Origin of the sequence: Rhizobium sp. TH2 (genome assembly GCF_024707525.1) — a bacterium.
GTDB lineage: Bacteria > Pseudomonadota > Alphaproteobacteria > Rhizobiales > Rhizobiaceae > Rhizobium_E.
This window is the reverse complement of record NZ_CP062234.1, coordinates 1-25,662: the sequence shown is the minus strand read 5'-3', so window position 1 is coordinate 25,662 and position 25,662 is coordinate 1. Positions and strand designations below refer to the sequence as shown.

Sequence of the window (25,662 nt, the reverse complement as noted above, 5' to 3'; positions counted from 1 at the left end):
AATTTGGATTCGGGGAGCCAATGAGTATGAGACGCCTGTTTGCCTTCACTGCATCGATCGTAATGCCGAGCAATGTTTTCGCCCAATCAACGTCGCCAACTTTTTTGCAGGAAAATCGGCTGGCCATTGCCATTATGATTTTCCTATATCTCTTGCCCTCATGGATCGCATGGAGCCGCAAGCACCCGTCGAAGGGTTCAATCATTGCCGTAAATATTTTGCTGGGATGGAGTGTCGCCGGCTGGATCTGGGCTTTGATCTGGTCGCTCGGTACCACCAAGCACAATATTGCGGTCGTCAGCCCGTCGACTGTGACTACGCAGCAGAGTGTTCCCGCTGCTTCTCCTGCAACAAACAAAAGCGTTGCCGAGAGGATTAGCGAGCTCAAAGCTATGCTCGATTCCGGGACGATCAATCTCATGGAGTTTGAGGCTCTCAAAGCGGATGCCATGAAGGGATTGGTGTAGGGCAAACGCAAGGCGTAACGACGCCTCACACACATCGATTTGATAAGCACTTTCTTGCGAGCGCGCACGCTGTTGCACACGGCGGTTTCAATGGTAATGCCCACATAAGGGGTGCTCGTTTTATGCCGGCTCATTGCCAGCCCTTTATCGGTCCCCGAATGCAATATTTGCAGTTCGTACGATGCTAAGTTGCTCGGCGCATAGTGATTTTGGATGGCCGTAATCTCGGAGACGTTGCAGCAGTGTCTGGACTCTGGTGATCAACTCGCGCCGTCTTGTGCGATGTTTGCCCGAAGCGATCTGTCAGGGCGACGGCGCTTGCGTATTCGGTTGAGCGAAGATATTAATTTTTCGCTCGTGCCGTGAGCATCCCTGATATTAAGCTGTGAAAAAATGAATGCGTCAGCAATACTCATTGCTTCTAGCTCGTCACCACCACGTAGAGCCAGGTCGATTCCTTCATAGATCAGATCCACTTCGCCCGGATCGCATATGGGGAGCAGAAGCATAATCTTTTCGGCGTCTCGTGGCTCGTGCTTCAAAACTCCAGAACCATAGCGTCTCCCAACTAGTTCCGCCGAAATTTGCGAAAATGACGTCAGGAAGGATATAGCAATCAGCTTTAATTCGTGCGGCGACCTGCCATCGCGAAAGAATATCCGGTGTATTGTGTTAGTACAATTGACTGAACAGCGGTTCAGGACGATGCGAGGACCACCGTGATGCATGACAGGAAAAAATGCGTCTGGGATACGATCGTCACAAGTTTGTGACCAAACCGCGCGCTTTCGGAAGGTACTGTTCAGCGCTTTACGAGTTTGGTCGAACGTCTGGACGTATCGACTTATGGCAGAGTCATCGTCTGGCGATCTCGAGGTAACCAAGTATGATCTGCCCCCATTCTGCGCATATTCTAGTAAATCTTCTGTATAAAGCTCCAGGCCTTTGGCAGCCTTGAACTTTGACAAGATCATTTTGCAATCTTCGGCCGCCAAACCTGCCGCTGAAATCTGACTTTCGCTTAAAACAAAGAAATCATTTGCTCCAGTCACAAGGCCAATTTGAACCTTTCCAATTGCAGCGAAGTCCGAGCAAAAATGCGAGGACGCGAGCTCATCGAAAACTTGCTTGCTCTCTCCGGTAAGGCTCAGTGAAGCTGCTGAGCCTCGATTGGGCTCGCTCTCCCATTGGCAATTCGCCCACCTGAAGATCAATTCTTCAAGTTCATCAAGAGATGATGTCTCGCCAAGCTTCAGAATAGGCTCGCCCTGGCCATTGCCATATCCTTCGGCTAGTAGAACCACCGTCTCTTCATCCGTCCCTTCCGACAAAAAAATCCGGTCATGGACCACGAAAGCGACTGCTCTTTCGAAGTTCGCGGATACATATGTCCTGATTGAGCGAGCATAATCCGCCTGCAAAAACGCTCCGGGCAGCACCCACGCCATTCGTCCGCCTGGCCGAAGAAACGTCAGAGTATGGTTTATGAAGTATCCCCAGAGGCTAGCGCGCCCTCCCATGTTTGGCACTGTCCATGAGCGCTCGCTGAGTTCTCGAACGCGGTCCCGTCCTATTCGATGGTGGGGTATGTAGGGTGGATTCGCCAACACGACATCGAAAGTTGCCGGCCAACTTTCCATTTTATTGTAATCGAGAAAATCCTGCAGAAGGAAGTTAGCTGGTAAGTGCGCCTCACCAAGCATTTCAGACAAATAGTCGAACGCACACGGATCGATATCGCACCCGTAAATTTGCGATACTGCGTTGGTGGCACCTGCCTTCTTTAGCGCCTCCATTGCCGCTGAAACAAATCCGCAGCCACCGAAACTCGGTTCCAAAATTGTTTCGTCACCGGTCCGAATGGCCCAATGCGATAAAAGCCTGCTCAAGCGTTCGGGGGTGTAGTATGCGCCGAGGCGACGCCTTTCGGCTACGCCCCGACTTGGAGCCCGCGAAATGTTATCAAACGGAGTCTCTTCGTCAGGTATTGAAAGTGCTGGGATCAGATTCATGGGCGCAAGCTATCTTGATCAAGCGAGCTTTCAAAATTCTAATTGCGGAGATAAACAACTTTGGGCATCCGGTCGCACCGCCACGATGCCATCTTGGGGTCGAGCGTTTGGAAAGCATTCGGTTAACGCAACTATAAGTATGGCATGCTACCGTCCGAAAGCTTGGATGGCCGGCAAAAGAGCTCCGCGGCACGACGCAGGTTGGGATCATTGACTACTTTTTCTGTTGATACAAAACTTTTCCGAGAGCTTGGTGCACTGTTGGTTGGCCGAGAGTCTACGGCGTTGGTGGAGTTAATCAAGAACGCTTATGATGCTGACGCAACCGAAGTCACCATCTTGGGCGAGAACCTCAAGATTTTGGCGAAGGGTAAAATCGTCGTTGCAGATAACGGCATCGGAATGAACGAAGCGGAGTTCTCCAGCGGCTTCCTGAGAATAGCCGGTCGATCAAAAGCCGACGCCAATCGCCGCTCCGCTTGGTTCCACAGACGCTTCACTGGGGAGAAAGGGGTAGGCCGCCTTGCCGCCCATAAGCTCGCTCATAACTTGAAGGTCATTTCAAGACGCTGGGATGGCCTGACTCGCGACCCGCTAATCGGATTTAATGCGTCGAGCAAGGTTGTGGCGACGATCGATTGGGATGCGATCGAAGCTCTGGAAGAGATAAGTCAAATTGCGGGCAGCGGCGCAGTCAGCGCCATCCACTTCGCTAAGACGGCAGGGCGGGCAGGCACTCGTCTTACGCTTTCACCGCTTCGTAAAGCTTGGTCGGATAGCGATCTGGAAAATTTCTTCGATGAGGTCGCGACATTGACGCCGCCGCGCCCTCTGATAGAGAAACTCTCTGCGACTGTCGTGCCAGCGCCCATCCTACTTCAAGACCTCTCGCATGAGCAGGGGTCGGACGGTGACTTCAAGATTAATTTTGCTGGCGAACTACGCTTAGCGGAATCAGAAGTTCCCGCATCAGCAGAGGCAGCTGATTGGGTGATAGAGATCGACTGCGACGATGTAAGCAATCGGCTACGTATCTCTGTAGGACCCACAGTCGGGACATTAATAAAACATCCGAAGGCTAGCCCGTATCACTATACGGCCAAACTCGACGCTTTCACCGCGCCAGTGGGCTTTCGCGCTCGCATCCTTCAGCGACGTGGTTTGTGGCCGGCGCGGTTCCAAGGTGTACGCGTATACTACGAGGGGTTCAGAGTCCTTCCTTACGGCGACAAGCGAGATGACTGGCTCAGCCTGGATCAAGATTATCGCTCTCGTAAAAAGGAATTTAACAGGCTTCAGGATCTGTCCGATTTGGTGTTACCAAAATCAAAGGAATCGGAAGCCTTGCGTAGTCAAGGCAACCCGTCATTTTTTGGCGCTGTCCTCTTGACTAAAGCAAGCGCACCGCAACTACAAATGCTTGTAAATCGAGAGGGTTTTCTTCCAAGCGCTCAATTTGAGTTCATTACGGATACGGTTCGTCTAGCCATTGACCTTCAGGTCCGCGTCCGGGTCGCGGCAACCTACCTACATCCCACACCAAGGAATGACAAACCCGATCAGCAATCGAGGGCGGCCGAAGAGTCCTCAAGCTCTCAGTCGCCAAGCGCTTATACGTTAGAACAGACGCATGCGAGTACTATAGAGACCCTAACCGGCGCCCGCGCAGCCCTTGCTCGGGGTGACACGCAAAGCGCACTTGCGCAACTCAACGAAGCGGAGAAAAAAGTTGAGGAGGCCGCAAGTTTCAGCCGGGAAACCGCATCTGAAGCGACTATGTTTCGCGTAGCAGCGTCCATCGGCCTCGAGCAAGCCGCGTTCGTGCATGAGGTTCGAAGTATCGCGATAGTAGCACAGTCGTTAGCGACGACTCTGGAGCGCCTCGCCGTCCAATCTAGAGAACCTGAGGCGTCGATCCTTCTGCGTCGGGGAGCCGCCGAGGCCCGGGAGGTCCGCGACAGGTTACGGAGGAACGCGATCTACCTTGCTGATATGACCGGTATAGAGGCGAGACGTCGACGTCAGCGCATCCGTTTAGCGGAGCGGGTAGAACGAGTACTATCGTTCTATAATAGCTCAATTGAGAAGGCGGGGTTAACGATCCAGACGAATATCCCTGCTGATTTGGAGACTCCTCCGCTTTTCCCCGCAGAAATTACCGCGATTTTGTCCAACTTGATTTCCAATGCGATCAAGTTTTCTGGCCCCAATGGTATAATCTCGATTAGCGCCGAACTCACACCGCTTGTATTGCGGATTCGGTTCGAAAATACGGGTGATAAGGTAGACTTGAGCGATGCAAACAGATGGTTTGCGCCATTCCAATCCACGACGTCCGTAGTCGATGAATCACTTGGCCAAGGGATGGGCTTGGGCCTAACAATCACGCGCAGTCTATTGGATGAATACGGCGGGCGAATCCATTTTGTACAACCTTCAGGCGCATTCTCGACCGCTATCGAAGTGGAGTTACCGCGAAAATGATACCAACGATACTCCTTATTGACGATGAAGCGGCAACAATTCCGCTTCCGGACAATATTAATGCGACGCGTAAGAACCCAACTCTCGACGTCTTTGGTGCCGACTTTCGAGAGTTAATCCAAAATTCGGACGTCGTTTTACTTGATCACAACCTCCAGCTTCCTCAGGAAATCTCGTTGCAAGCGACTGACGGTGCGAGTTTCGTCGGACATCTCCGCTCCTGGGCTCGGAAGAACGCCCTCGCAATGCCCCCCATAGTGATTTACACCAGCGAAGACGAAGCATTTGCCAACGAGATTCCCGAAGTTGGACCTGCAATTCCCCTTGGCGGTAGTTTTGTTGGTAGAGAAGCGAAGCTAGCGCCAGCTCTCGACGTGGAGTGGCTGATCCGCAAGGACGATGATCGTGTCCTGGATAAAATCGAATCAATAACGAAAGCTTGCTCCCTGCTTCGAAACATAGCTGAGAACGACAAGTGCAGTTTTGCCGAGATTGAAGCCTATCTTGGTTTGCCGTCCAGTTCTTCTTGGACCAAGGCAGCGCAGGAGCATCTGAAGCGCTCGCGGCCTCCCATTTCAGAGGGAATCGGCTCAGAAGTTCCTCGCGGGATCTCCCCGGTCTTTCGTTGGCTTCTACAGCGGGCATTGCCGTACTCGGGCCTCTTCCTGTCCGACCTGCAAGCAGCATGGACCCTTGGGATACCCCCGGCCGCGCTAGAGAAAATAGTGAAGTCGGACGCGAGCGGGGGTTGGGTCAAGGACCTGTGTGCATGCGTTTTTCTTGGGCCCGCGTCCGCGCTCTTTCCCCGAAGATGGTGGGCAGCTGGTGTAGAGTACGCCGGGTGGCAGCTACGTAGCGAACAGGGGTCGACCCAAACTTTGGCCGCCACACTTCAGAAACTCACCGGCTTCAATGTCGAAGTTTACAGTGACGAAGAAACTGTTGTGGTGGTCGATGAAGATCTGAACGAAATCGGATTATGCAACATCGAAGGAGCGGTTCAATTGCACCCCCGCGGCTGGCCCGCTGAGGCTAGTGAGCCCTGGGCCTGTATTGATCTAGTTAAGAAAGAACCGCTACTACGCGCAATGCTCGACCCTGCCGATAAGGAATTTTTTTTCCAATGAGTTTCACTTTCGATCACCTTGAGATGGGTCAAGATCTGCAATCACTGGGCAACGCTGCGAGCAGGTTCTTATTGTCCAGAACCCAAAATCTGGACCGGTTGAGAATAGACCTGGGCTTCGCCGTGGAGGCTGCAAAAAGAGGCGGACCTCAAACATTTGAGTGGGAGACGGCCTCTGGCTCGCCGATTGTACTAAGAAAGTCGCGGAACTGGAAGGGTGCCAACCGCGATGCCGATGAGCTGTATGCAGAGATGACGGTCGATTACACTTGCGCGTGGGACTCAGAAAAGGGTCGTGTGCGCGTCAAGGAGGGTGTAACCTGCGTGGCGATCAGGAACAGCGAAGAGGTTCATAAGTCTTTCCATTTTGATACTTGCGAAGGAGGCTGGAATAATAGCGCTGCCCATCCGCCGTTCCATATGCAGGTGCACGGAAGTGTGAATGACATTCCCCGACTTCCCAGCATTATTGTTCATCCAGTTGATGTTCTGAATTTCGCGATATTGGAACTTCATCAAAGTGACTGGCGAGAGCACGCTGACACTAATGATGGGAGGCAGAAGCTCCGTCATCTGCCTGCTCGACAGCGTAATCGTCTTATCAAAATCGCCGATGGTTGGATTACGAGCTTAAGAAATGGCGGCGGCCGTTCGCATCCTCTCGTGTTACTGCAAACTAGATCGCCCATGGCACTCGACTTGTGAGAGGGTTTGGAGGTGAACCATTCTGATCAATCCTTTGGACGGACTATCCAGCTTTTCCTCGTGGACGGAACCGCCAACGGTTTAATTGTCGCTACTCTACACGGATGGACTGGTTCTCTGGTGGTCTCTCGCCAGTCAACGTTTGATAAATTGCTAAAGCGGAATGAACTCGACAAGACTGGGGTCTACATTCTCTATGGCCCGGACACCGAAGATCCTTTGAGAATGCGGGCTTATATCGGGGAAGCGGACATTGTTAAGGAACGTATTGGTACCAGCGCTGGAAATCATGCATTTTGGGAGTTAGCGGTCGCGATCACCACATCTGACGATGCGCTCACAAAGGGACATGTCCGCTATTTGGAAGCGAGGCTTTGGGAGCTTGCTCAAACTGCGGGACGGGTTTCGCTTGCAAACTCTCAGCAGCCTAGCGCGGACAGGCGTCGGTTGCCCGAGGCGGATAAAGCAAACATGGAAGCTTTCCTCAGTAATCTCCGTACAGTGCTTCCCGTTGTCGGGTTCGACCTTCTGAAGCCGTTGCCCGGCGTGAGTAATTCCCAAAAGATTTTGCAAGCAGAACCGTTCACCAGCACGATTCTTTCGCCAGAGGTACCACGGTTCGAGATCAAGCATAAAACAGGCATCACGGCTTACGCAATGGAGCAAGACGGAGATTTCGTGGTGATGACCGGATCAGAGACGCGAAAGGATACTGGCCACCTTCTCGGCAATTATGGAGAACTCAGCGCCGATCTCATCAAGAGAGGAGTGATGACAGTGGGGACGACTGGAGATCGATATGTTTTTACACAACCGTGGCCTTTCAAAAGTCCCTCTGCCGCCGCTACCATCGTGCTACAGCGAAGCGCTAACGGTCGTAAAGAATGGAAGCTCGAAGACCGCCCAGACCTGAGTTACCATGACTGGCAATCACGAAAGTGAGAAAGATTTGACTCGGTAAGCTTGATCCATCTGTAGCCTCGCAGGGTCCGCAAACATGATCAACAACAATATAGATATGCGTTCTACGTTCACTCGGTCTGTTGACAAACAGATTTGCAATGATCGAGGGAAATGGGCGATGGATCCATGGCGTTCGTCTACACAACCTAGTAGGCACTTTTACATCCGTTCTCGGTCACAACACCCCCCACGCCCGAAACCTCCCCCGCCCCGTCATCTCCCTCAAGCCCAACTCCTCGACGATCCTGAGCGCCGCCCGCGGCGTCACGCCAAGCGCCTCGGCAATCATTCCGGCCGACACCAGCGGCCGCGCCATCGCCAGCTCGATCAGCTCCGGCAGCTTCGACGAGGTCCGCCGCCCGACCAGCCGGCGCTGCAGGACCTGGCGGGCAAGCGACAGCCGATCGTGCTCCTTCAACCCGAGTTCGGCGGTCGCCACGAGACCGTTGAGCAGCGCCAATAATCGCGTGTTGCGGCCGGGGTGCCTGCGCCGGTCGACCGGGATGGACTTCAGGCCGAGATTGATGGCGGTGAGATGCGCCGCCGTCGTCAGGCCCGCCTGGCGCAGGACGGCGGCGGCCAGCAAGCGACCGAGCCAGGGCGCGTGCTGCAGAACCTGCAATGTGTTCCAGGCGTCGAGGACGATGATCGCCCGCAACACCGGTGGCATACCATCGGTTTCATCGAGCACAGTGCGCCATTCATCCAGGCGTTCGTCCTCGTCCCAGTCGAGATCATAGATAAACGGATCCCGGTCCTGGACGACACGCCGGCCCGGCGCCTTGGCCTCCGCTAACACCGTCTCCGAGCGCGCCACAGCCGCATCGATCGCTGCGAACGCGGCCGCGAGGGCATCGGCGTTATCGATCGCTCCCGACCCTGGTTCGATCGCCGGCGCCTGGGTGTCGGTGTCCGCCCCCCCTGCCCGCTTATGTCCGTCGGCACCATCATCGACGGTTGCCGCCTGGCCACGCAAGCTGCGAACGCCGTCAACGCTCAGCGCCCAGCCTGGCGGCTGCGCGGCGATGCGGCGACGGGCGCGCAGCACATCGCGGGCGATGGTGAGCTCATGGGTTGGCGCCCTGATATCGGCGCCGGCATCGTGCAGGACGAGGTCCTCGAGATGGACGAGCTCGCCGTCGACCCAAAGCGAGGCGCAGGCATCGGCAAAATGGGATCGTTCGATCCATCCTTGCCCGACTGGCGACCGCGCAATCCGCTCGTCGAGGCGTGCCAAAGCCGCACCTGCGTCCGAAACCGGTCGCAGGAGGGTGTGGAGAGGTAGTTTCGAAATATCGTAACGCATTGAATTCATGGTATGTGATTTGCTAAACGGATGCTATAGCGTACTTCCTGTCCGTCACAGGGTGATATTGATTTCTGGCACATCACTATCGATAGGTATCAAGTATCGATAGTGATGGCTTTTGGCGCCAGGAGCGGTTAGAATCGGAGCAAATCACGGCCGTGTCGGCCGGGCAGGAGCGGCAGAAATCGCGCGCGGATAGACCTGACGTAGCGGTCTCATCGTAGACCTGATGAAAGTCGCCAGCACAACGCGACGCTCGAGGAGAAAATGAGCTTCGGGGCGGCTAATGCACTGGGGGATTCCGATCGCGTGCATCTACCCTGTCGGCGCGAACTGGCGCAGCTATCGGCGATACTATGCTTGAGGGCGCGGGCCGCCCGCGGACTTTGGATGGTCTGCGGCGGTATAACGCCACAATCGTCACATGCCTCCGTCATCCCGAAGTTCGATCGGCGCCGTCCCTGCCATCTTGCTCACGCGATTGGCAACGCTGACAGACATGCCGGACCAGAGGCGTTCCACGGAGAGTGCCGCATCCACAAGCGGATGCTCAAGGTCAAGCTCGTTGGACATCTCCAAAAAGATCACATCGAACTGTTTGGCCTTCTCCTCAACGTCGCGGTGAAGCCGGGAAATTGTTTCGAGATTAACATCGGGATCGGCGAGCAGGGTCGTCGCGACCTTTATTTTGATCCTTGCGAGTTCGCCCTGATCCCGAATGATGCTCCTCCAGTCTCGTGCCATGCACTCCTCCCACCTCAGCCATTACAGGGCACCTAATGGTCTCTTAGTGGGGCGTTGCCCGGTATCGCGGGCGTCAGTCAGGGTCTCGGCGTAGCGCTCTCGCGCTGCGATGAGACACGCCTCAAATAGCCGATCAGGGTCAGTGACACCTGATTGGTATATGTGAAGGCAATGTCCGGCGAATTCGTGCTGGCGGGCGATATCCGAGTCAAACCAAGGTTCACGTGCGATCCGTTTGAACACGTCCCGCACGACGTCGAATTGCTCAGGCTGAAACACGCCGGCGCAGTTCACCTTTCCACCCCTGGCTAGATCGGCTCAATTTGAAAATATATGCCAGTTTTTACGTCAGACAAGCGTTCGTCGAAAACGTACAGATCGCGTGGGTGACCCGTCTTCATCGATCAGCTCTTAGAGCTTGGTCATATCTTTCGAGTAACTCGATTGGGCGTGCGGTCGCATACTAGTGATAAAAGGGAGTATAGTGGGTCTGTCATCGCGCTTTGCGACGGCGGAGTGCCAGTCATGCTACCCATCGCGCCGCCCTTGTTGCCCCGAAAGCATCGCAATCGCGCGTACACCTGTCGGTCTGCGCTGCGAAGCAATTTTGACCTGGTTACGCCGCGCAAATTAGCAACGGCAGCAATAGCGGAAGGCTGGCCCCGCTCAGAGGTTCGCGCTGCCCTTGTCGCATTGTCTGTCGATCGCGATAAGTAAGCGGCAGCACCTCAGCCGATCTTGGGAACCACACACCACGTCTTTTGCCTAGCCGCTCCAGCCGAGTTCCCGGCACCGCTGCTCGCCGGCGGCAATGGCATCGCTGTAGCTATTGAACTTGCGAACGATCCTGTATCGATCGCCGCGAAAGTTGATCAGTACGACGCCTTCCACCATGTCGTACTCAATATGCATCCCCTTTTCATACGACATCACGCCGTCGCCTAATTCGACGAGGGCACAGTCCACCGTTGACTGGGGTCACCGGAACAATTCAACTCCGTGCGTTTTAGACGAACCGCGGCCCGAGCTGATTTCGAATTGTTCAGTCGAACAAATCAGTTCATTCTAATATTGACCAGCCGGCACTCTACCCCCAGCCACAATTGGCTCGCCGGCTCGGTCACCTATTTCAATCATTCCCCGAATTTTGCTGGACACCCCTAAATTTTAGGGGTTTCATATTAGAGGGACGATATGCATCCAGGGATTTAATTATGCACGCTACAATCGAATTGTGCGTTCCTCAATACACTCCGTCTGACCGCCGACGGGACTTGGAAAGGCGTAAGGCGGCATCAGTGATCGCTCGGCAACTTGTGGTCCAGATGGTCCAGGCCGGCTGGCGCGAGAGCGAGACGGCGCTGTCCCTTGCCGACGCATTTGACGACTATTGCCTATATCTCGCCGAAGTTACGCCCCGGAGGCTTGAGCCGGCGAACAGCAATGCGTTTTCGGTCGCACCTTAGGGCAAACCCAAAATCTTTCCCCATTGCTCGCCTCACGGCCGGCTATTCTCCGGCAATAAGAATTCCGCCAAATCCTTTCTGAGTTTCGACGTCGGAGATAGCGGAGGGGATTAGGGCTGCAGGCAGCTAACGAATCCGTCCCCACAAATAGCCTAAGAAAGCTGCGATACCCACCGAAGCAAAGACGTTGCGCTTCAAAATCTCCTCGACGTCGTCCATGGCCACATTGGCGCTCGTGCCAACAAGGGTTTTGGCAGTGGAGGCAACTGCCGCAACCGACTCTTTGAGGGACTCGATTTCAGCCTTCAATGCCTTGATCTGAGCCGCCTGATCGTCGATTGCGGCGGGCTCGATCCCGAGCGGGTCACCGTTTTGGGTTACCAAGGGCGGTCTTGTGAGTTGGCTTTCGTCTGCCATTGTCTTCTCCCATTGTTTTTGGAACGAGCCCGACGAACCGGTTCCTCTCATGAGGCATGATCCTGGATATTCTGCGAGCACGCAGTAAGCCGCTCGGTATCGTGGAGACGGTAGAGGCGGCACCGCCGTCACAAAGCGAGAAAGCTATTTCTGATCTTTCAGATAAGCCATGACCTTGTCTCGGCTTGGTCCCGCTTCCTTGATTGCCTTCTTGGCCATTTGACGCGTGACGCCGGCCGATTTCATGACATGAGCGATCTCGTGTTCCTGGTTGGAAACCAGCTTGCGATCTTGGCCCGTTTTCTTTGGATCGTCGGACATTGGTGCTCTCCATGACAAGAATATTGCTGAGGAACTCAATCGCGACCTTGGTGTTCCCTGATCGAAATGCGAGTCAGCGTAAAATGGCAGAGTTAATCGATATCGAGACGGCACGTGCAATGCGAAATGCGCCGGATGCTGATTGTCTCTCCACAGATGCCGAGGGGCATCCAGTTTTCATGTTCTCCGTCGGATATCGCCACAACGATCGACGTTATAGCATCGACATCTGGGCTCGTTCCGAGCGAGACGCTGTCGAACAGGTCGCGTCAATGCGCAAAACGCTGTGGCTTGAGGGGAAGGTGGTTTCCGTCATTCCACTGACGCCGTGAGAATGACATTGGTCGGGAGTGAATTTCTTAGACGTCTTCACGAACCAAGCGGGCTCCACCGTGTTGATGGAGATGCTTGGCTGCCGCCAAAAGAGGTTCATTCGATCTCGGAACCGAAGGCATAGGGACCGCGCCTTAGCCGATCCGAGAAGATTGAGAGTTGTATTATGCGAACAATCTGGAAAGCACTGCTTGTGACATCCGCCGTGGTGGTCGCGAACCAAGCTCTCGCAGGAGAGGCCAGTTTTCTGAAGACGCTCGAAGGATCCTATTCGGGCAAGGGGACCGTAAAGCTCCGTACGACATCAAAACCCATATCCGTCAAATGCAAATTCAAATCGTCGGCCGACGTTCAGTCGCTCTCTCTGAATGGTTCTTGTACGGGACTACTGGTCATTTCCAGGAAGATCGGCGCCGATATTCAAGTCACAGGGACAGGATACAGAGGAACCTACCTCGGCGCCGGCACCGGACCTGCCGCGCTCAGAGGTAAACGACGTGGCAATTCGCTCGCATTTAACGTCCGCTGGGCTAAGAACGTGAACGGTGACCGCGACGCAACGCTCACTGTTCAAAAAGTCGGGGATGGGGGAATGACTCTGATCACCACTGATCAGGACCCGGCGACGGGGAAAATAGTGACCACAAGCGAGATTTCTTTGAAGCGGCAGTAACATTACCCTAGACTCGGGGCAAATCACGGTCGCGTCGCCCGACCGAGAATATAATCCCGGAGCCGAAGATGGCCAAGCGCCCCCTACCCGAGATCCCCAGCGACGCCGTGCTCAAGCGATCGACTGAGCTCGATGCGCTCGACGCCATCCTGCCGCTCGACCGCCGCGACCAGCTCGCCGAAATCCTGACCGACGACGATGTCGAGACCCTCAAGCACTTGGCCTCCCAGGGCATGGGCGACAACACGCTCAGGGCGCTGGCCTCCGACCTCGCCTATCTCGAGGCCTGGGCGGCCGCGGCGATCGGAACGCCCCTGCCCTGGCCGGCGCCGGAAAGCCTGCTCCTGAAATTCATCGCCCATCATCTCTGGGACCCCATTCGCCGCCAGACCGATCCGGCGCATGGCATGCCGGCGGAGCTGGCCGAGCATCTCAAGACCCGTGGCTGGCTCAGGACCGACGGGCCGCACGCGCCGGCGACCGTCCGGCGCCGGCTGACCAGCTGGTCGATCCTCACCCGCTGGAGAGGGCTGACCGGTAGTTTTGGCGCCCCGTCGCTGAAGAGCGCACTCCGGTTCGCGGTTCGCGCCACCGGCCGGCCAAGGCAACGCAAGAGCAAGAAGGCAGTGACCGGCGATATCCTGGCCAAACTACTCGCGACCTGTGCCACCGACCGCCCTGTCGATATCAGGGATCGGGCGCTGCTGCTGCTTGCCTTTGCCTCGGGCGGAAGGCGGCGCTCGGAGGTCGCCGGTCTGCGCGTCGAGGATCTCATCGATGAAGATCCGGTGCCAACCGATCCCAAGGTCCCGGACTCGCCAAAGCTGGCTTGCCTAAGCATCCATCTCGGCCGCACCAAGACCACGGATATCGAGGACGACGCCACCGTGCTGCTGATCGGCCGGCCGGTGGTCGCACTGAAGGCGTGGCTGGCAACGGCGGGGATCGAAGCCGGACCGGTCTTCCGAAAGGTCGATCAATGGGGCAATCTCAGCCGCCGGGCGCTGACACCACAGTCAGTCAATTTGGTGCTCAAGGCTCGGGCCGCCCAGGCCGGGCTGGATGCCACAGCCTATTCCGCGCATGGCCTGCGCGCCGGCTATCTCACCGAGGCCGCCAATCGTGGCATTCCGCTGCCCGAAGCCATGCAGCAGTCCCAGCACAAGTCGCTCACCCAGGCGGCGAGCTATTATAACAACAGTGAACGTATGCTCGGCCGGGCGGCAAGGCTGGTCGTCTGAATAGCGACCTGGAGCCAGTCTCGCCTCTCAAGTATCAAACGCAGTCTGCCGGTCCTCCGTACGGTCGCCATACCGACACGCGAAGGCGCGGCACCCGCGCATATTCTTCTAATGCATGGTCCCACGGCTTCGGGAAACAAGCTTGAGGCTGCGGTCCGGTTGAATAATATAGCGCTCTTCATACTCAATGCCCCCGCTCTCGAAACGGTGAACTACAGGACTTCCGATGGGGGCTTTCTTGAGATTCGTGCGCGGCTGGCCCCCGTAGGTGATGCTCCCCGGGATCGGTTCAAGCGCGAAAGCCGGATTTGCCAGAAGCAGTGCCGCGACTGTGATCAATATCTTCATCTTCGTCATGTCACTTCCCTCGATTGGATGTTGAGCGCGTGAAGTGCGGGGCGAGGTGGTATGCTTGGGCCTAACCTTCGACGGAGACAGTTGCCTTGCTATTTCCGTGTTCGTGCGCACATAACCCTTCCCGGCTCATACTCTATCTGCCGGGAGCGCGCCGTCGGCGGTCGCGCTCCGGTAGACTTTGCGGGAATTTCGGAGCAATCGGACGCAAAATCAGAAGGTGAAGTCGCTGGCGTCCAGTTGACCTTTCCGAACTCCAAACAACAGCAGGCTGTCGCAGCCGTCCAGTTCGATTTTCACGCCTTTTCCGAAATTCTCGATACTGTCCAATATATCATCGAAGCTCTCTATTCCGACGTAACCCGACAGATCAATCTTGTCCTGGCCATTGTGGAAGTCCGCGATAATGTCCAGTCCGGAGTCCACCGCGAACACAAAGGTATCCGCGCCAACACCGCCAATAAGCCAGTCGCTCCCGCTGCCGCCATTGACCACATCGCGTCCTGCACCCGTATTGATTAGGTCGGATCCGCCGTTTCCGTCGACGAAGTCGATACCCCGCCCGGTCGAGAAACGCTCGTTATCATCGTCACCTATTTCCAGGTCCGTTCCCTTCCTCGTAAGAATGCTGGAAACGGAGACGGGCAGCAGCACACCGTCGACGACGTGAATCACACCATTCAACGCCTCGATGTCGGTTGCGACAACGCCCGGGTTCGCTATTCCGTCGTCCGCATCGATCAAACTTGGCGGCGTGGTGTCGAGGTCAGTGGTGATCGTGTTTCCCTGCAGTGTGGTCAGTTCCGCACCATCGCCCAAGGCTGCGATATCCGCCAGCCGCAACACGCCGGGTGCTACGTGATAGGTCAGGATACTTGTTAGCAGAGCCGATGGATCGCCTTTTCCAAGCAATGTCAGCGTATCAGCCAGAAATCCAATTGTCCCTGCTTCGGTCGTTGGCGCGTCATTTCCGGTTACGGCTGCAATCGTCGATGCCAGGCTTCCGAAAGCGTCGTCCTTTGGCGCGAAGACAGTGAGATTGGCGACAGTGTCGAGTGACGCGACCAGGCCTATTCCCCCGAAAGGGTCATCGGAGATCTGGTCTGTGGTTATCAGGAGATCGCGCAGGATGTCGAAATCGTCTCCATTTTCGTCGTAGCCGCTGGATCCGCTGAGCGACAACACAGTTCCTGTGATACTTGGCATCGGCATTGTGCATTCCTCCACGTTTTTGATGAACTGAGTTAGGCTATTCCTTCTATCTCCGGGTCGATCCAAACTCTATGGGGGACGTCACCCGGCATGGCAGGTTGTCATTTTGATCAATTTTCGATATCGAAAATCGCTCAAACTGTCAACTTTGTTTGAGTGCTAATTTGGTAAAGTTCGGTAAGATGGCGAGCGAAATGGATAGAGGTAAAGTCGTTAGCAATGACACGAGATCGAGTTGCCACCGGTGAAGCTGCCCGAATTCTCGGCGTTGCGACGGCAACGGTTCAGCGATGGGTGGATTTTGGAATTTTAGACGCAGAGCGCACAGCCGGCGGTCATCGCCGTATATCTCTCGCTGAAGTGCGCAGATATATTGCGTCCTCCCGCAAATCCGATTTACCCGAGCCGCTCCAAACCTGGCTTGAATGCCTGCTCTCCGGTGAGGAACGTGAGATCAGAGCGGAGATGCTGGCGGTACGGCGACACCGTCTGAGTTGGGCCCAAATGGCCGATGAACTTGCATCAGTTTTGGTAGAGCTTGGGCGGCGTTGGGAAGTGGGAGACTGCCTGATATTTGAGGAGCACATAGCCACTGAAGCGCTTCGCCGGGCCGCTGCAAGTTGCGCCAGCGACCTTCCCCGCTCTCCTGGAGCGCCCCGCGTTGTCATGTGCTCAATTCCTGGTGAACGACATCAACTCGGGCTATCCCTTGCGGAGTTGGTTCTAGCCGAAGCGGGCTGGCGTGTGTTTTTTGTCGGCGAGGGGCCGCCACCAGGGGAGATCCAGAAGCTTCTCCGAAAGCTCCGGCCTTCTCTAATCATCGTGACCGGAACATCAGGCATTTCCCGGGTTGCTACTCGCAGCTATCAAAAGGCCTGGAATGCCTCAGCGGCGGAACACAGTGCGAGGCTTGTGTTGGCTGGACATGCCCCCTGGAAACCAACTCCAGATACGGAGTTCGTTCAGACCTTCGTCGGACTGTCCGAGTTTCTCAATAGCACGACGTTCGACTGATCCTCAACGACGGCACACGTAGATCATGCCTCCAAGGCCTGCGCCCAAAGCTTTTGAAGACCAGAGTTGGCGGCCTCAGCGATATTCCCTTATGTCTCTATTGATCTCGGCTGCATTAAGCCCACTATCCAGTCTAGTGCCATGTTTTTGGGCGGCCAACTTTCTGGCCGCCTCAATCTTTTTGTTCATGCCAAACTGTGCCTTTCCCTCCAACACAGTGATCTATACCGAAAGATGGCTGTCAGCTCTGGAGGTTATCGGCTGACATCTTCCCAGATTTGCGATCTTTCACCAGTTCATAGGAAATTTTCTGCCCTTCGTTGAGACCACGAAGCCCAGCGCGTTGGACGGCGGACACATGCACGAACACGTCAGCGCTCCCGTCGTCCGGCTGTATAAATCCGAAACCCTTTGTTTCATTGAACCATTTGACAGTTCCGGTAGCCATATCTTCTCTTTCGATATTTAGGGCCTGACGGCCCGCTGGATTGAACGCCCTCACTCTGCAGCGATTTGGAGGTCAGGACAAGCCGCTCCCGGCAGCGGAATTGTCGGGGTAGCGGTGACCCAGACCAGACCAATAGGTTAGTAGACAAAAACTAGCCGCGGACTGCAGCCAGGCTTGCATGGCACTGTTCGGCTCACGCCAAGACGACGCGACCAGTTGAAGCTCAATCATCTTACTGGCAGTCACATAACAACGACAGATTGTTCTAGTCTCAGTGAATATTATTCCCGACGCCGACCGAATCGATTGACTCTCTGAGTGACATCGTCTTCTTTTCTTGTGAAGGAGATAAGAGCATGACTTACCATTGGCATGGTCGCAGGACATTCAAACTCCAATTGATCAAGCTGACAGTTCCTATCACTGTGGGATTAAGCTTCCCGGTTCCGGCCCTTTACCTGTCCATGATGAGCTGAATACCGTCATGACATTTATGATCGAGTATCAATCAGGCCAGAATGTCATCGCGACAACAACGCATTCTGGTCCATTGGCAAAAGTCGAGTTCGAAGCAACCATCGGCTTGCTTCGTCATCTGATGTCAGGCGTCACCGTTGCTCGCATATTCGACCCGGAAGGTCACGAGGTCATGAGCATGCAGACTCCGACAGTTACAGGCGAATAGTACGGACTTGCGAGCGGATCGAGAACCGCTTGGAGTCGCATTCGCCCAAGACGGCCCGCAAGGAAGTGATTGACAGCGCATAGAAACAAGCGGGCTAAGCCCCCGCCCGCCAAATTATGACTTCGCACAAATCGCCCGGTCGTCGGCTCAGTATCTCGTTTGATCAATCGCGGCAAATGCTAGTCAGTCATTGTGATGCTAGACGCAGCCGGCAAGTTGGTTAAGGGGCCACCCACCGGCCGCGCATTAATGCGCAGCGCAGGTGAAGTTCACTCTCCCAAGCTTGTGCGAAACTTGCGTCGATAGAAATATCTGAACTTGCTTATATATTTAACGGTCTCGTTCGAGCCATAGGCACAGAATGCCTGGCCACGATGCATCAACGCCGATTTGCATCGCCCAAGGCAACGGAAATTGAGACGCTAACATCAGGCGCCTGCGCGCGCCCCTTGACTCATCGAGACTCGTCAGCCAATATAGGATTATATTCCTTGATGGAGATTGCCATGAATAGCGAAAAGCGGTTTCGATTTAGCGTCAATTTCAATATCGATGTCGTCCAGGTCGTGATGTGGTTGATTGTCATTGCGCTGGTCTTATCGACCTGACGGCTGGATGTTGAGCGACGGGCTTCGCAGCACGGAACCTCAACCTTGTGCCGACGTTCAATTGCCTAATTCCTGAGGCTCCTATGAACATCGAAACCCTCTTGCTGAAACCGAATGGTTTCGTTCCCAACCATCCTGCCCTGCCCGTCATCGTCTATCGCCAGGCACTGATAGTTCCAGAGGGTCTCGCAGCTGCCTTCGAAGCGGAATTTGCCCGAAACGGGTGGCAGCATGTCTGGCGAAACGGGATCTACAATTATCACCACTATCATACCAAGGCGCACGAGGCCCTTGGCATAGCCGGCGGCAAGGCGCGTGTTGCTCTCGGTGGCCAGGGCGCGCAGCTCGTCGATGTCTCGGCGGGAGACTGTCTCCTTCTACCTGCCGGAACCGGTCACTGCCGGCTGAGCGCCACCGCCGATTTCCTGGTGATCGGCGCTTACCCGCCGGGCCAGACCGCCGACATGAAAACCGACGCCCCGAGCGAGGCCGATCTTACCGCGATCCGAGATTGCGCACTTCCCGATACTGACCCGGTCACTGCGGGTGCGGGCACCTTAAATCGACTGTGGCGAATGTGATTTGCGGTACTGGAAGTAGGGGCGTTTTGGCCGGCTAAATGCAGATGTCATCGACCCGAAACAAAGCCGTCGTAGAAGCCCAACGTTCTCATTGGCCTTCCCCTCCTGTTAGGCGCCCTGTGAGATATTCCCCGCGGGTCGCCCCCTGCGACCCGTCTTTGGCCGCCACGTGCGGCCTTTTTTTGCCGACCGGCCGCTCGCAGTGCATTTGCCGGGGCCGTCTCAATCGGTAGATATCATCCCGGCTGGCATCGGCCTGCCCAATGGGCCGCCGCGGCCTTTGCTCTCCTGGTCGAACAGGTCCTTCACCGCGATGATCTGGCCCGGCGAGAAAATCGTCCCATCGTTCCACAGCATCCAGGGCTCGGTCGCGGGCGGGTTCGGCTCCTGAAGACGGGTATAAACCTCGCGAAGCGCCTCTATGGCGTGAGGGTATTTGACCGATGCCATATCGGTTTCGAAACGTGATGCTTCCGGCTGCTCGGAATATGGCTCAAGCCAAAGCACGCTGCCTCTTCTATCCCAGTCCATCGCAAGACCCTCGCGTTTCAGATGGACCAGAAATCCTCGAGCCTCTCAGTCGGTTCCCGCTGATACAACAAAGGACAGCGACGTCACAATGCCTGACACGCGGATCGCATTGCGGGCATCAGTGTTATGGTACAAGACAATGACAATGCCGAGTTTACCAACTTCCGTCATGCTGACGCCCCCCTATACAATGCCCCTGGCTGAGCTGCTTAATCACGTTCAAAGGGCAACGATCTCGTATTTCTGGGAGGGTGCGCATCCCGTCAGCGGGCTTGCCTATGATCGACGTTTGAGTTTTGGCAAGCCACGCAATGATCTCGTTTCGATCGGCGGCTCGGGCTTTTCGTTCCTGGCAATCATTGTCGCCGTCAGCCGTGGCGGGATCGACCGCCGACAGGCGCTGGAGCGGATGCTTCAGATGGTTGCCTTTCTCACGAAAGTGCCGCGCTTCCATGGCGCCTTCCCGCATTTCATCAACGGAGCGACGGGAGACGTCGTCCCTTTCTCACGTCGCGACGATGGCGGCGATCTCGTCGAGACCGCGCTCCTTCTGCAAGGCTTGATTTGCGCACGACAGTATTTCGATGGCGAAGCGCCAGGTGAGCGTCGGCTACGAAGATCGATCCAGGCATTGATCGATGAGGTGGAGTGGTGTTGGTACGCGCCCGAGCCATCCAAGCCGCTGTATTGGCATTGGAGTCCAAAGCATCAATGGAAGATGGCGCTTCCAATCACCGGTTGGAACGAGGGTCTGCTCGCTTACGTTCTCGCGGCCGGTGCACGACAACACGCAGTCGATGAAAGCGTGTTCCATCACGGCTGGGCCGGGAATGGCGCCTTGCGCAATGGCAACAGCTATTACGGTCACGTCCTGCCGGTAGGCCGGCCGTTCGGAGGTCCGCTCTTCCTCGCGCATTCCGCATTCTGTGGCCTCGATCCGAGCCGCATGCTGGACCGATATTGCGACTATTGGGAACAGAACCTGGCCCATGCATCAATCCACCATGCGCATGCTGTCGCCAATCCGAACCAACATGTCGGCTATGGAGCGGCTTGCTGGGGATTGACGTCGTCACATGGCCCACGGAATTACCTGGCGAGCGCGCCGGACCATGATTTAGGCATTATTGCCCCGACTGCTGCACTCTCGAGTTTTCCATATCTGCCGGCAGAGGCCGAAGCCGCGCTGAGGCATTATCTGGCAGTTGCCGACGGCCGACTCTGGGGCCGCTACGGTTTCGTCGATGCGTTCGCTGCCAGCGGCCAGTGGATTTCGAAGAGCTATCTCGCGGTAAACCAGGGGCCGATCGTGGCGATGATCGAAAACCACCGGTCGGGGCTTCTATGGGATCTCTTTATGGACGCACCAGAAATCAAGCTTGGCCTGGAGAGGCTCGGAATAGGTCTTAAAGGAGACAGAGCGTTGTTCGACACGAGATAGCCCGGTTCCGCGCGCTTGATCGTGGCGACCTCGATCGGATCGTATTATCGAATTGGTCGCCCACCCCCGATCGGTTTGGGGGCCGCCCGCACCGGCGAAGCGACGGACATATCGAAGCCGCGGGTCTTTGTTGCAGAGGACGCTACGACGATATCTTCGTTTCGTGCGGCGCGAACATCCTGAAGCACCGCCGATGTCCAGAGGCCGGCGAGGGTTGCTGCCACTGCGATAACCGAGTTAATCACGTCCATGATGCTTTGTCCCGCGGTCAGTCGTTCGTGTCGGCACCCCTGATAGAAATGATTTGTTTCAGTAAAACGACATTCGTTCGTATGCGAATGACTTTCGTTTTGGGGGCGTTCGAAACGAAATCGCGGCAGTCCAACCTGATTTTGCCCAGGCCGCCTGATGGGGAGAACCATCCGTTTGGTGAGATACGATCGTTGTCCGCAATCGCGTCTTCCTTGTTTTATCGCTTAAAAAATGGTCTGCCAGTCGCTACCCAGATACTTAGATCTAAATTTGATGAGAATGAGCCAATGTTTCCGGATGCAGACGATGCCGTTTCATTGCATAGCCAGATTTCTGAGCTTCAACGGGCGATCACCCAGCAGGAACGCGTGGTTGCCGAATTGCAGCGGCTGGGTGAGCCCACGGTACTGACAGCGAAGTTTCTGGGACGATTGCAAACCCGGCTCTCGGAGCGACAGAAGCATCTGGCCAGGCTGACCCACGCCGCAGCGGATGAGGACACCTGACGCGAACGTGCCGCATCACATCTAGAAGCACCGCCACCTCTTCACGCAACACGTCACCCCTACCGAAAGGCCCTACATGAACGACGAGCTCCCAACCGAAACCATGTCGATCGAAAACCGCAGCGACTTTGCCCAATGGGCAATCGAACGATCACGCGCCATCGTTGCTGAACAGGGCGGCAATCTGGCCCTTGCTGCGCGTGACATGTCCGAGGACAAGATCGCAGACACGGCCAACTTGCTGGGTCAGGCGATTGTCGATGCGCTGCTCGAAGTGTTCGATGGCCTTGTGCCGGAGGACTAGCCGCTCGCACCATACGCATGCCCCTCACCCCGTCCTTGGCAATTCCATCCCGTTCGCCCTGAGCAGCGCCATCAGCATCGGACCCAGGGAAAACTCTCCCTTCCGCGCCCGTTCGGTGAGCGACCTCAAATAGCCGCCGGCAGAGTTGATATGCCCTCCCCGCTCGAGAATGCTTGCCATCACGGCGGCGGCGTTCTCTGGCCCCATCACCTCGCAGGCTTGCTGATAGGCCGAGGGGCTGACGCCCAGCATCGACCGCACCACCACCGCGGCGGCCATCAGATCACGCCAGCTGCCAATCTCGCCGCCCTTGCCGTACATGATGATTTCCGGGCAGGCCTTCAGCACCATGCCCAGGGGGAAGCTTTTCAGCTCAGGTTTTACCCCCTGCTCTTTTTCAGAGCGCGGTTCAAGATCATGGATAGAGTCGGGATTTGAATTCTGTATGTGACGCTCAAAATGGTCATCATTGGCGTCCGTTTTTTCTGATTTTAGCTGCATTTCCAGAATGTTGAGGATTTCCAAGCGCAGCATCTGCATGTCTTCGAGGATTTCCTTCAAATTCTCCGAGGTTGGAGAGCGTGGAATCCTGCTGACCTGGTCAATATACATGGCCTCGATCGTCGCCCAATCGCCATCGGCGCCCTCCTCCATGGCGGCTGTGATCAGCTTACGGACATCCCGCCGGCAAATGGTCAGTGCTTCCTTCAGCCGTCTATGCGCTGCCCGGTCGGCAGCGATTTGCTGTGCAAGTAGGGCAAATTCGTCGGCGCGAGCGAGCAGCGATGTGAGATCGAAACCGAACGCAGTCTCGATGTCGCCTGCCCGATCTTTCCTGGCGTAGCGTTTGCCATTCGGGCTATCCTGCCGAATGATGATGCCGGCCTCCACGAGAGCCGCCAGATGCCGTCGCAGGGTCGCGCCGGCGATTCCGTGTGCCCGAGCTGCCAGCTGATTGTTTGACGGGAAGACGATGAGTTGGCCATCATGCCGCAGTTCCGTCTCCGGATAGAAGCTCAGGAGGGCGTTCAGCACTGTCAAGGCGCGGTCGGGAACACCGAGTAGATCTCGCGCCTCGCAAACATCTCTGAATATCTTCCATTTGTCTGCCGATCGGGCAGGGGGGCTCATATCCATTTGCTGCCGAACAAGCGCAAGCTTCGCCGGCCGCCGCCCAAAGGGCGTCGTCACACTTCCAATCTGCATAGTCCTTCACCCTCTCAATAAGGCAAAAGAGGCCAGCTCACCGAAACGGTGCCCATCTTGACAATGATTCGTGGAGGTGCGATCTTCAGGGTGTCTAGATCTGAGGAAGGCTTCCACGACGGGAACGTTTGGGGGCCTTTTTCTTTTGCTAACTTTCTCCTTTTTTAAACTCCCCTTTGAGGAGCCTAAACTCTGCCACGAGATCTGGCAGTCGGATTTCTAGGAAACCCGCAAAAGCCTCGCCTAGTGGAGTATCTGCGATAACTTTCACACTGCCGATATCCTTGAACTGAAAATCTAAAGCCGTAGTTTTCGCGGAAAATCGTGGGCCCCTCAGAGCGTCAAGCGCGATCTCGAAACGCTCGTTTGAGTCCAAAACCTTCACAACTGTGAAGGTTTTTCGAAGCACTTGACCGGCTTGCGGGTTCTGCTTGAAGCGTTTGGAAAGGTCAGTCCACCTCGGTCGTCCCACTTTCGGTGCGCGTCCGATAGATTCAATTATATCGGTAGGAAGGATTTGATAGACAGACCTCATCATGGACAATTGATTGTCGTTTATGGCCAACGCCGCCTTAATATGGCGCGGCTTTACTCCAGCATCCTCCATGGTCTTTGCGAAGAGCGCCCGCTCGATCCAACTCAGATCCTGGCGAGCCGCATTCTCGATCCCTTGCGCTACGACTAGCTCTGCGTCGGAAATTTCAATCGGAATAGCCTTGATCTGAAGACCAAGCTCTGTGACGGCCTGCAGTCGACGATGACCGTAGATCACTTGGTAGCGCTTAGGTACCGAGGGATGCGGGCGCACTTGAATCGGTACTTTTTGACCTTCGTCTGCGATCGACTGTTTAAAGTCTTTGAATGGCTGCGGGTCGAAATCCGGCAAACGATCGCGAAAAGGTGAGGGGTCGATTACGCCTGGATCAAGTGTAAGCAAAACATCGCCGCGCTCCACCATTAATGCTTTTTCAGACAATGACTCCATATTCGTCTTAAGAGACTTCGCGGCTCCCTGGTTCGTGTAGCTCTGTGCCGTCTGACGATCAGCTTCGTCAGACACTAGCCCTGCGAGAAGGTTCTTCCTAACCATCATCGCCCCCAAACTTGCTGCACGAGATCCAAGACCTCACCATTCACAGCGTCCAAAGACTCCCTCGCTCGATCGTAGGTCGAGCGGATCATGTTGGATCGTTCCACTTCATAAAGAGTCTGCTTGCTAATGCCGGCATCCGAAATCGCAGTCGACTTAAGCATCGGCTTTTTGAGTAGGTGTTCCGCGAACATCGACTGAAGGAAGCCGACCATTTGCTGCTGGGGTATGTCCATCGGTTCGTACCGCGTCACCATGTAACGGAACCAGTCGAGGCCAATCTCGATGCCGGCCTCATCAAGCGTCTGAAGGGTACCCCCCAGCATCAATTGAAATTGGGACATCGACATGACGTCGAGCATCTGCGGATGAATGGTTATCAACACTGCCGTAGATGCACCTAGCGCTGTCAGCGTAAGATAACCAAGTTGGGGAGGGCAGTCGATAATCACCACATCATAGAGGATGTCGACTTCCTTAAGGGCGTTTGTGATCCGGGTATGAAACTGCCGCCCTTCCTTCGACCCATGTTGCATCGAGAGCGGCGTCTCATACTCGTATTCTTGGAGCTCGAGGTTCGCCGGAATGATGTCAAGGTTAGGAATATTTGTCCGTTGAATAGTTTCACTGATTGCCCGGCGCTCGTCGTCATATCGAAGAGTTTCATAGAGCGACGGCTTCCCATCCAGCTCTGGTTGAATTCCGAACAGAGTTGTGAGCGACGCTTGAGGATCTAGGTCGATTGCAAGAGTTCGGTATCCACGGAGGCCGAAATATTGTGCCAAATGGGCGGCTGAAGTCGTCTTTCCCGACCCACCTTTGAAATTTACGACCGAAATTATCTGCAGTTTTTCATGATCTTTCCGATGGGGCAGGCGGCCAAGTTGCTCTCGCAACTCGTTTATGCGGCTGATTGAATAATAGCGTCGGCCCAGCTGATTGACCGTGGTTGGATCGACACTTTTACCAGCCAGATGTAGCTTTCGAAGGTAGCTATCTGAGACACCGATAAACTCGGCAGCTTCTGCCAAGGAGAATTCTCTAATTGTCTTCTGGGCGTTTGGGGGAAACCGCTCTTTCCTCAGCATGTTCAATTTGGACGAAATCTCGCCGCCGTGCTCGAGAAGGGTCTCGCCGAAATTCTTCGGAGGAGTCATGTTGACGTTCAT

At 55.5% G+C, this 25,662-nt stretch carries 27 protein-coding genes; 14 read left to right on the top strand and 13 right to left on the bottom strand.

Annotated elements, in window-relative coordinates:
• Positions 1-20: 20 nt before the first annotated feature.
• Positions 21-467: a superinfection immunity protein gene (locus IHQ71_RS31475; protein ID WP_258163624.1), complete on the top strand. Its 447-nt coding sequence runs from the start codon at positions 21-23 to the stop codon at positions 465-467.
• Positions 468-727: 260 nt separating this feature from the next.
• Here the strand turns inward: IHQ71_RS31475 and IHQ71_RS31470 are convergent, their stop codons facing one another.
• Complete coding sequence (locus IHQ71_RS31470) at positions 728-2,479, bottom strand: SAM-dependent methyltransferase (protein WP_258163619.1); 1,752 nt, start codon at positions 2,477-2,479, stop codon at positions 728-730.
• 201 nt (positions 2,480-2,680) lie between these two features.
• On the opposite strand from IHQ71_RS31470, the gene IHQ71_RS31465 reads away from it, so the two are divergent.
• Genes IHQ71_RS31465 through IHQ71_RS31450 form a run of 4 tightly spaced genes read left to right on the top strand, consistent with a single transcriptional unit; the run spans position 2,681 to position 7,736 of the window.
• On the top strand, positions 2,681-4,963 hold the full coding sequence (locus IHQ71_RS31465) for an ATP-binding protein (protein ID WP_258163613.1): 2,283 nt from the start codon (positions 2,681-2,683) through the stop codon (positions 4,961-4,963).
• A complete protein-coding gene (locus tag IHQ71_RS31460) occupies positions 4,960-6,090 on the top strand; it encodes a hypothetical protein (protein WP_258163612.1) in 1,131 nt (376 codons plus the stop codon). The genes IHQ71_RS31465 and IHQ71_RS31460 overlap by 4 nt, the downstream gene beginning before the upstream one ends.
• Positions 6,087-6,794, top strand: a complete 708-nt coding sequence (locus tag IHQ71_RS31455) for a hypothetical protein (RefSeq protein WP_258163611.1) — start codon at positions 6,087-6,089, stop codon at positions 6,792-6,794. Before IHQ71_RS31460 ends, IHQ71_RS31455 begins: the two co-directional genes overlap by 4 nt.
• Before the next feature lie 12 nt (positions 6,795-6,806).
• Positions 6,807-7,736, top strand: a complete 930-nt coding sequence (locus IHQ71_RS31450; RefSeq protein ID WP_258163610.1) for a GIY-YIG nuclease family protein — start codon at positions 6,807-6,809, stop codon at positions 7,734-7,736.
• Between the two features lie 196 nt (positions 7,737-7,932).
• On the opposite strand, the gene IHQ71_RS31445 is transcribed toward IHQ71_RS31450, so the two are convergent.
• The 5 genes from IHQ71_RS31445 to IHQ71_RS31425 form a co-directional block, all read right to left on the bottom strand.
• On the bottom strand, positions 7,933-9,072 hold the full coding sequence (locus IHQ71_RS31445) for an RHE_PE00001 family protein (RefSeq protein ID WP_258163608.1): 1,140 nt from the start codon (positions 9,070-9,072) through the stop codon (positions 7,933-7,935).
• A 414-nt stretch (positions 9,073-9,486) separates the two neighbouring features.
• Positions 9,487-9,810, bottom strand: a complete 324-nt coding sequence (locus IHQ71_RS31440; protein ID WP_258163605.1) for a hypothetical protein — start codon at positions 9,808-9,810, stop codon at positions 9,487-9,489.
• 765 nt (positions 9,811-10,575) lie between these two features.
• Positions 10,576-10,740, bottom strand: coding sequence for a hypothetical protein (locus tag IHQ71_RS31435; protein ID WP_258163604.1), 165 nt, complete (start codon positions 10,738-10,740; stop codon positions 10,576-10,578).
• Between the two features lie 662 nt (positions 10,741-11,402).
• A complete protein-coding gene (locus tag IHQ71_RS31430; RefSeq protein WP_258163603.1) occupies positions 11,403-11,693 on the bottom strand; it encodes a hypothetical protein in 291 nt (96 codons plus the stop codon).
• A gap of 144 nt (positions 11,694-11,837) precedes the next feature.
• The gene (locus tag IHQ71_RS31425) at positions 11,838-12,014 is read right to left on the bottom strand and encodes a DUF3606 domain-containing protein (protein WP_258163357.1); all 177 of its coding nucleotides are present in this window, start codon (positions 12,012-12,014) and stop codon (positions 11,838-11,840) included.
• Between the two features lie 11 nt (positions 12,015-12,025).
• Between IHQ71_RS31425 and IHQ71_RS31420 the strand changes: the two genes are divergently transcribed.
• The 3 genes from IHQ71_RS31420 to IHQ71_RS31410 all read left to right on the top strand — a co-directional run bounded on the left by IHQ71_RS31420 (position 12,026) and on the right by IHQ71_RS31410 (position 14,261).
• On the top strand, positions 12,026-12,346 hold the full coding sequence (locus IHQ71_RS31420; RefSeq protein WP_258163601.1) for a hypothetical protein: 321 nt from the start codon (positions 12,026-12,028) through the stop codon (positions 12,344-12,346).
• A 167-nt stretch (positions 12,347-12,513) separates the two neighbouring features.
• A complete protein-coding gene (locus IHQ71_RS31415; RefSeq protein WP_258163600.1) occupies positions 12,514-13,020 on the top strand; it encodes a hypothetical protein in 507 nt (168 codons plus the stop codon).
• A gap of 68 nt (positions 13,021-13,088) precedes the next feature.
• The gene (locus IHQ71_RS31410) at positions 13,089-14,261 is read left to right on the top strand and encodes a site-specific integrase (protein WP_258163599.1); all 1,173 of its coding nucleotides are present in this window, start codon (positions 13,089-13,091) and stop codon (positions 14,259-14,261) included.
• Positions 14,262-14,369: 108 nt separating this feature from the next.
• Here the strand turns inward: IHQ71_RS31410 and IHQ71_RS31405 are convergent, their stop codons facing one another.
• Positions 14,370-14,618 carry a hypothetical protein gene (locus IHQ71_RS31405; protein WP_258163598.1) on the bottom strand — a complete coding sequence of 83 codons (249 nt, stop codon included), beginning with the start codon at positions 14,616-14,618 and terminating at the stop codon, positions 14,370-14,372.
• A 210-nt stretch (positions 14,619-14,828) separates the two neighbouring features.
• Positions 14,829-15,827, bottom strand: a complete 999-nt coding sequence (locus IHQ71_RS31400; RefSeq protein ID WP_258163597.1) for a fasciclin domain-containing protein — start codon at positions 15,825-15,827, stop codon at positions 14,829-14,831.
• 219 nt (positions 15,828-16,046) lie between these two features.
• Between IHQ71_RS31400 and IHQ71_RS32140 the strand changes: the two genes are divergently transcribed.
• Positions 16,047-16,841 (top strand): excisionase family DNA-binding protein, encoded by a 795-nt coding sequence (locus IHQ71_RS32140; RefSeq protein WP_374990089.1) that lies wholly within the window; start codon positions 16,047-16,049, stop codon positions 16,839-16,841.
• 241 nt (positions 16,842-17,082) lie between these two features.
• Here the strand turns inward: IHQ71_RS32140 and IHQ71_RS31395 are convergent, their stop codons facing one another.
• Positions 17,083-17,289, bottom strand: a complete 207-nt coding sequence (locus IHQ71_RS31395) for a cold-shock protein (RefSeq protein WP_258163596.1) — start codon at positions 17,287-17,289, stop codon at positions 17,083-17,085.
• A 484-nt stretch (positions 17,290-17,773) separates the two neighbouring features.
• On the opposite strand from IHQ71_RS31395, the gene IHQ71_RS31390 reads away from it, so the two are divergent.
• A complete protein-coding gene (locus IHQ71_RS31390; protein ID WP_258163595.1) occupies positions 17,774-17,974 on the top strand; it encodes a hypothetical protein in 201 nt (66 codons plus the stop codon).
• Positions 17,975-18,665: 691 nt separating this feature from the next.
• Positions 18,666-19,163 (top strand): cupin, encoded by a 498-nt coding sequence (locus IHQ71_RS31385; RefSeq protein WP_258163594.1) that lies wholly within the window; start codon positions 18,666-18,668, stop codon positions 19,161-19,163.
• A 222-nt stretch (positions 19,164-19,385) separates the two neighbouring features.
• Here the strand turns inward: IHQ71_RS31385 and IHQ71_RS31380 are convergent, their stop codons facing one another.
• Positions 19,386-19,670: a hypothetical protein gene (locus IHQ71_RS31380; protein WP_258163588.1), complete on the bottom strand. Its 285-nt coding sequence runs from the start codon at positions 19,668-19,670 to the stop codon at positions 19,386-19,388.
• Between the two features lie 112 nt (positions 19,671-19,782).
• On the opposite strand from IHQ71_RS31380, the gene IHQ71_RS31375 reads away from it, so the two are divergent.
• The 3 genes from IHQ71_RS31375 to IHQ71_RS31365 all read left to right on the top strand — a co-directional run bounded on the left by IHQ71_RS31375 (position 19,783) and on the right by IHQ71_RS31365 (position 22,197).
• A complete protein-coding gene (locus IHQ71_RS31375) occupies positions 19,783-21,135 on the top strand; it encodes a glucoamylase family protein (protein WP_258163586.1) in 1,353 nt (450 codons plus the stop codon).
• Positions 21,136-21,413: 278 nt separating this feature from the next.
• Positions 21,414-21,893 carry a hypothetical protein gene (locus IHQ71_RS31370; RefSeq protein WP_258163584.1) on the top strand — a complete coding sequence of 160 codons (480 nt, stop codon included), beginning with the start codon at positions 21,414-21,416 and terminating at the stop codon, positions 21,891-21,893.
• Between the two features lie 76 nt (positions 21,894-21,969).
• Positions 21,970-22,197, top strand: coding sequence for a hypothetical protein (locus tag IHQ71_RS31365; protein WP_258163582.1), 228 nt, complete (start codon positions 21,970-21,972; stop codon positions 22,195-22,197).
• Positions 22,198-22,221: 24 nt separating this feature from the next.
• Here the strand turns inward: IHQ71_RS31365 and repC are convergent, their stop codons facing one another.
• From repC to repA, 3 genes are all read right to left on the bottom strand, one after another.
• The gene (gene repC / locus IHQ71_RS31360) at positions 22,222-23,403 is read right to left on the bottom strand and encodes a plasmid replication protein RepC (RefSeq protein ID WP_258163580.1); all 1,182 of its coding nucleotides are present in this window, start codon (positions 23,401-23,403) and stop codon (positions 22,222-22,224) included.
• A gap of 148 nt (positions 23,404-23,551) precedes the next feature.
• Positions 23,552-24,493, bottom strand: coding sequence for a plasmid partitioning protein RepB (repB, locus tag IHQ71_RS31355; RefSeq protein ID WP_258163576.1), 942 nt, complete (start codon positions 24,491-24,493; stop codon positions 23,552-23,554).
• Entirely contained in the window at positions 24,493-25,662 is a 1,170-nt protein-coding gene (repA, locus tag IHQ71_RS31350) for a plasmid partitioning protein RepA (protein WP_258163572.1), read from the bottom strand. The genes repB and repA overlap by 1 nt, the downstream gene beginning before the upstream one ends.

What these genes read in the sequence shown, in the direction of transcription:
- IHQ71_RS31435 (WP_258163604.1), bottom strand. Translation starts at nt 10,740, where the DNA reads ATGTCGTATGAAAAGGGGATGCATATTGAGTACGACATGGTGGAAGGC.
- IHQ71_RS31415 (WP_258163600.1), top strand. Translation starts at nt 12,514, where the DNA reads ATGCGAACAATCTGGAAAGCACTGCTTGTGACATCCGCCGTGGTGGTC.
- IHQ71_RS32140 (WP_374990089.1), top strand. Translation starts at nt 16,047, where the DNA reads ATGACACGAGATCGAGTTGCCACCGGTGAAGCTGCCCGAATTCTCGGC.
- IHQ71_RS31385 (WP_258163594.1), top strand. Translation starts at nt 18,666, where the DNA reads ATGAACATCGAAACCCTCTTGCTGAAACCGAATGGTTTCGTTCCCAAC.
- IHQ71_RS31375 (WP_258163586.1), top strand. Translation starts at nt 19,783, where the DNA reads ATGCCTGACACGCGGATCGCATTGCGGGCATCAGTGTTATGGTACAAG.
- repA (WP_258163572.1), bottom strand. Translation starts at nt 25,662, where the DNA reads ATGAACGTCAACATGACTCCTCCGAAGAATTTCGGCGAGACCCTTCTC.
- IHQ71_RS31365 (WP_258163582.1), top strand. Translation starts at nt 21,970, where the DNA reads ATGAACGACGAGCTCCCAACCGAAACCATGTCGATCGAAAACCGCAGC.
- IHQ71_RS31460 (WP_258163612.1), top strand. Translation starts at nt 4,960, where the DNA reads ATGATACCAACGATACTCCTTATTGACGATGAAGCGGCAACAATTCCG.
- IHQ71_RS31425 (WP_258163357.1), bottom strand. Translation starts at nt 12,014, where the DNA reads ATGTCCGACGATCCAAAGAAAACGGGCCAAGATCGCAAGCTGGTTTCC.
- IHQ71_RS31455 (WP_258163611.1), top strand. Translation starts at nt 6,087, where the DNA reads ATGAGTTTCACTTTCGATCACCTTGAGATGGGTCAAGATCTGCAATCA.
- IHQ71_RS31400 (WP_258163597.1), bottom strand. Translation starts at nt 15,827, where the DNA reads ATGCCGATGCCAAGTATCACAGGAACTGTGTTGTCGCTCAGCGGATCC.
- IHQ71_RS31420 (WP_258163601.1), top strand. Translation starts at nt 12,026, where the DNA reads ATGACAAGAATATTGCTGAGGAACTCAATCGCGACCTTGGTGTTCCCT.
- IHQ71_RS31430 (WP_258163603.1), bottom strand. Translation starts at nt 11,693, where the DNA reads ATGGCAGACGAAAGCCAACTCACAAGACCGCCCTTGGTAACCCAAAAC.
- IHQ71_RS31410 (WP_258163599.1), top strand. Translation starts at nt 13,089, where the DNA reads ATGGCCAAGCGCCCCCTACCCGAGATCCCCAGCGACGCCGTGCTCAAG.
- IHQ71_RS31390 (WP_258163595.1), top strand. Translation starts at nt 17,774, where the DNA reads ATGACATTTATGATCGAGTATCAATCAGGCCAGAATGTCATCGCGACA.
- IHQ71_RS31470 (WP_258163619.1), bottom strand. Translation starts at nt 2,479, where the DNA reads ATGAATCTGATCCCAGCACTTTCAATACCTGACGAAGAGACTCCGTTT.
- repB (WP_258163576.1), bottom strand. Translation starts at nt 24,493, where the DNA reads ATGGTTAGGAAGAACCTTCTCGCAGGGCTAGTGTCTGACGAAGCTGAT.
- repC (WP_258163580.1), bottom strand. Translation starts at nt 23,403, where the DNA reads ATGCAGATTGGAAGTGTGACGACGCCCTTTGGGCGGCGGCCGGCGAAG.
- IHQ71_RS31445 (WP_258163608.1), bottom strand. Translation starts at nt 9,072, where the DNA reads ATGAATTCAATGCGTTACGATATTTCGAAACTACCTCTCCACACCCTC.
- IHQ71_RS31440 (WP_258163605.1), bottom strand. Translation starts at nt 9,810, where the DNA reads ATGGCACGAGACTGGAGGAGCATCATTCGGGATCAGGGCGAACTCGCA.
- IHQ71_RS31475 (WP_258163624.1), top strand. Translation starts at nt 21, where the DNA reads ATGAGTATGAGACGCCTGTTTGCCTTCACTGCATCGATCGTAATGCCG.
- IHQ71_RS31405 (WP_258163598.1), bottom strand. Translation starts at nt 14,618, where the DNA reads ATGACGAAGATGAAGATATTGATCACAGTCGCGGCACTGCTTCTGGCA.
- IHQ71_RS31395 (WP_258163596.1), bottom strand. Translation starts at nt 17,289, where the DNA reads ATGGCTACCGGAACTGTCAAATGGTTCAATGAAACAAAGGGTTTCGGA.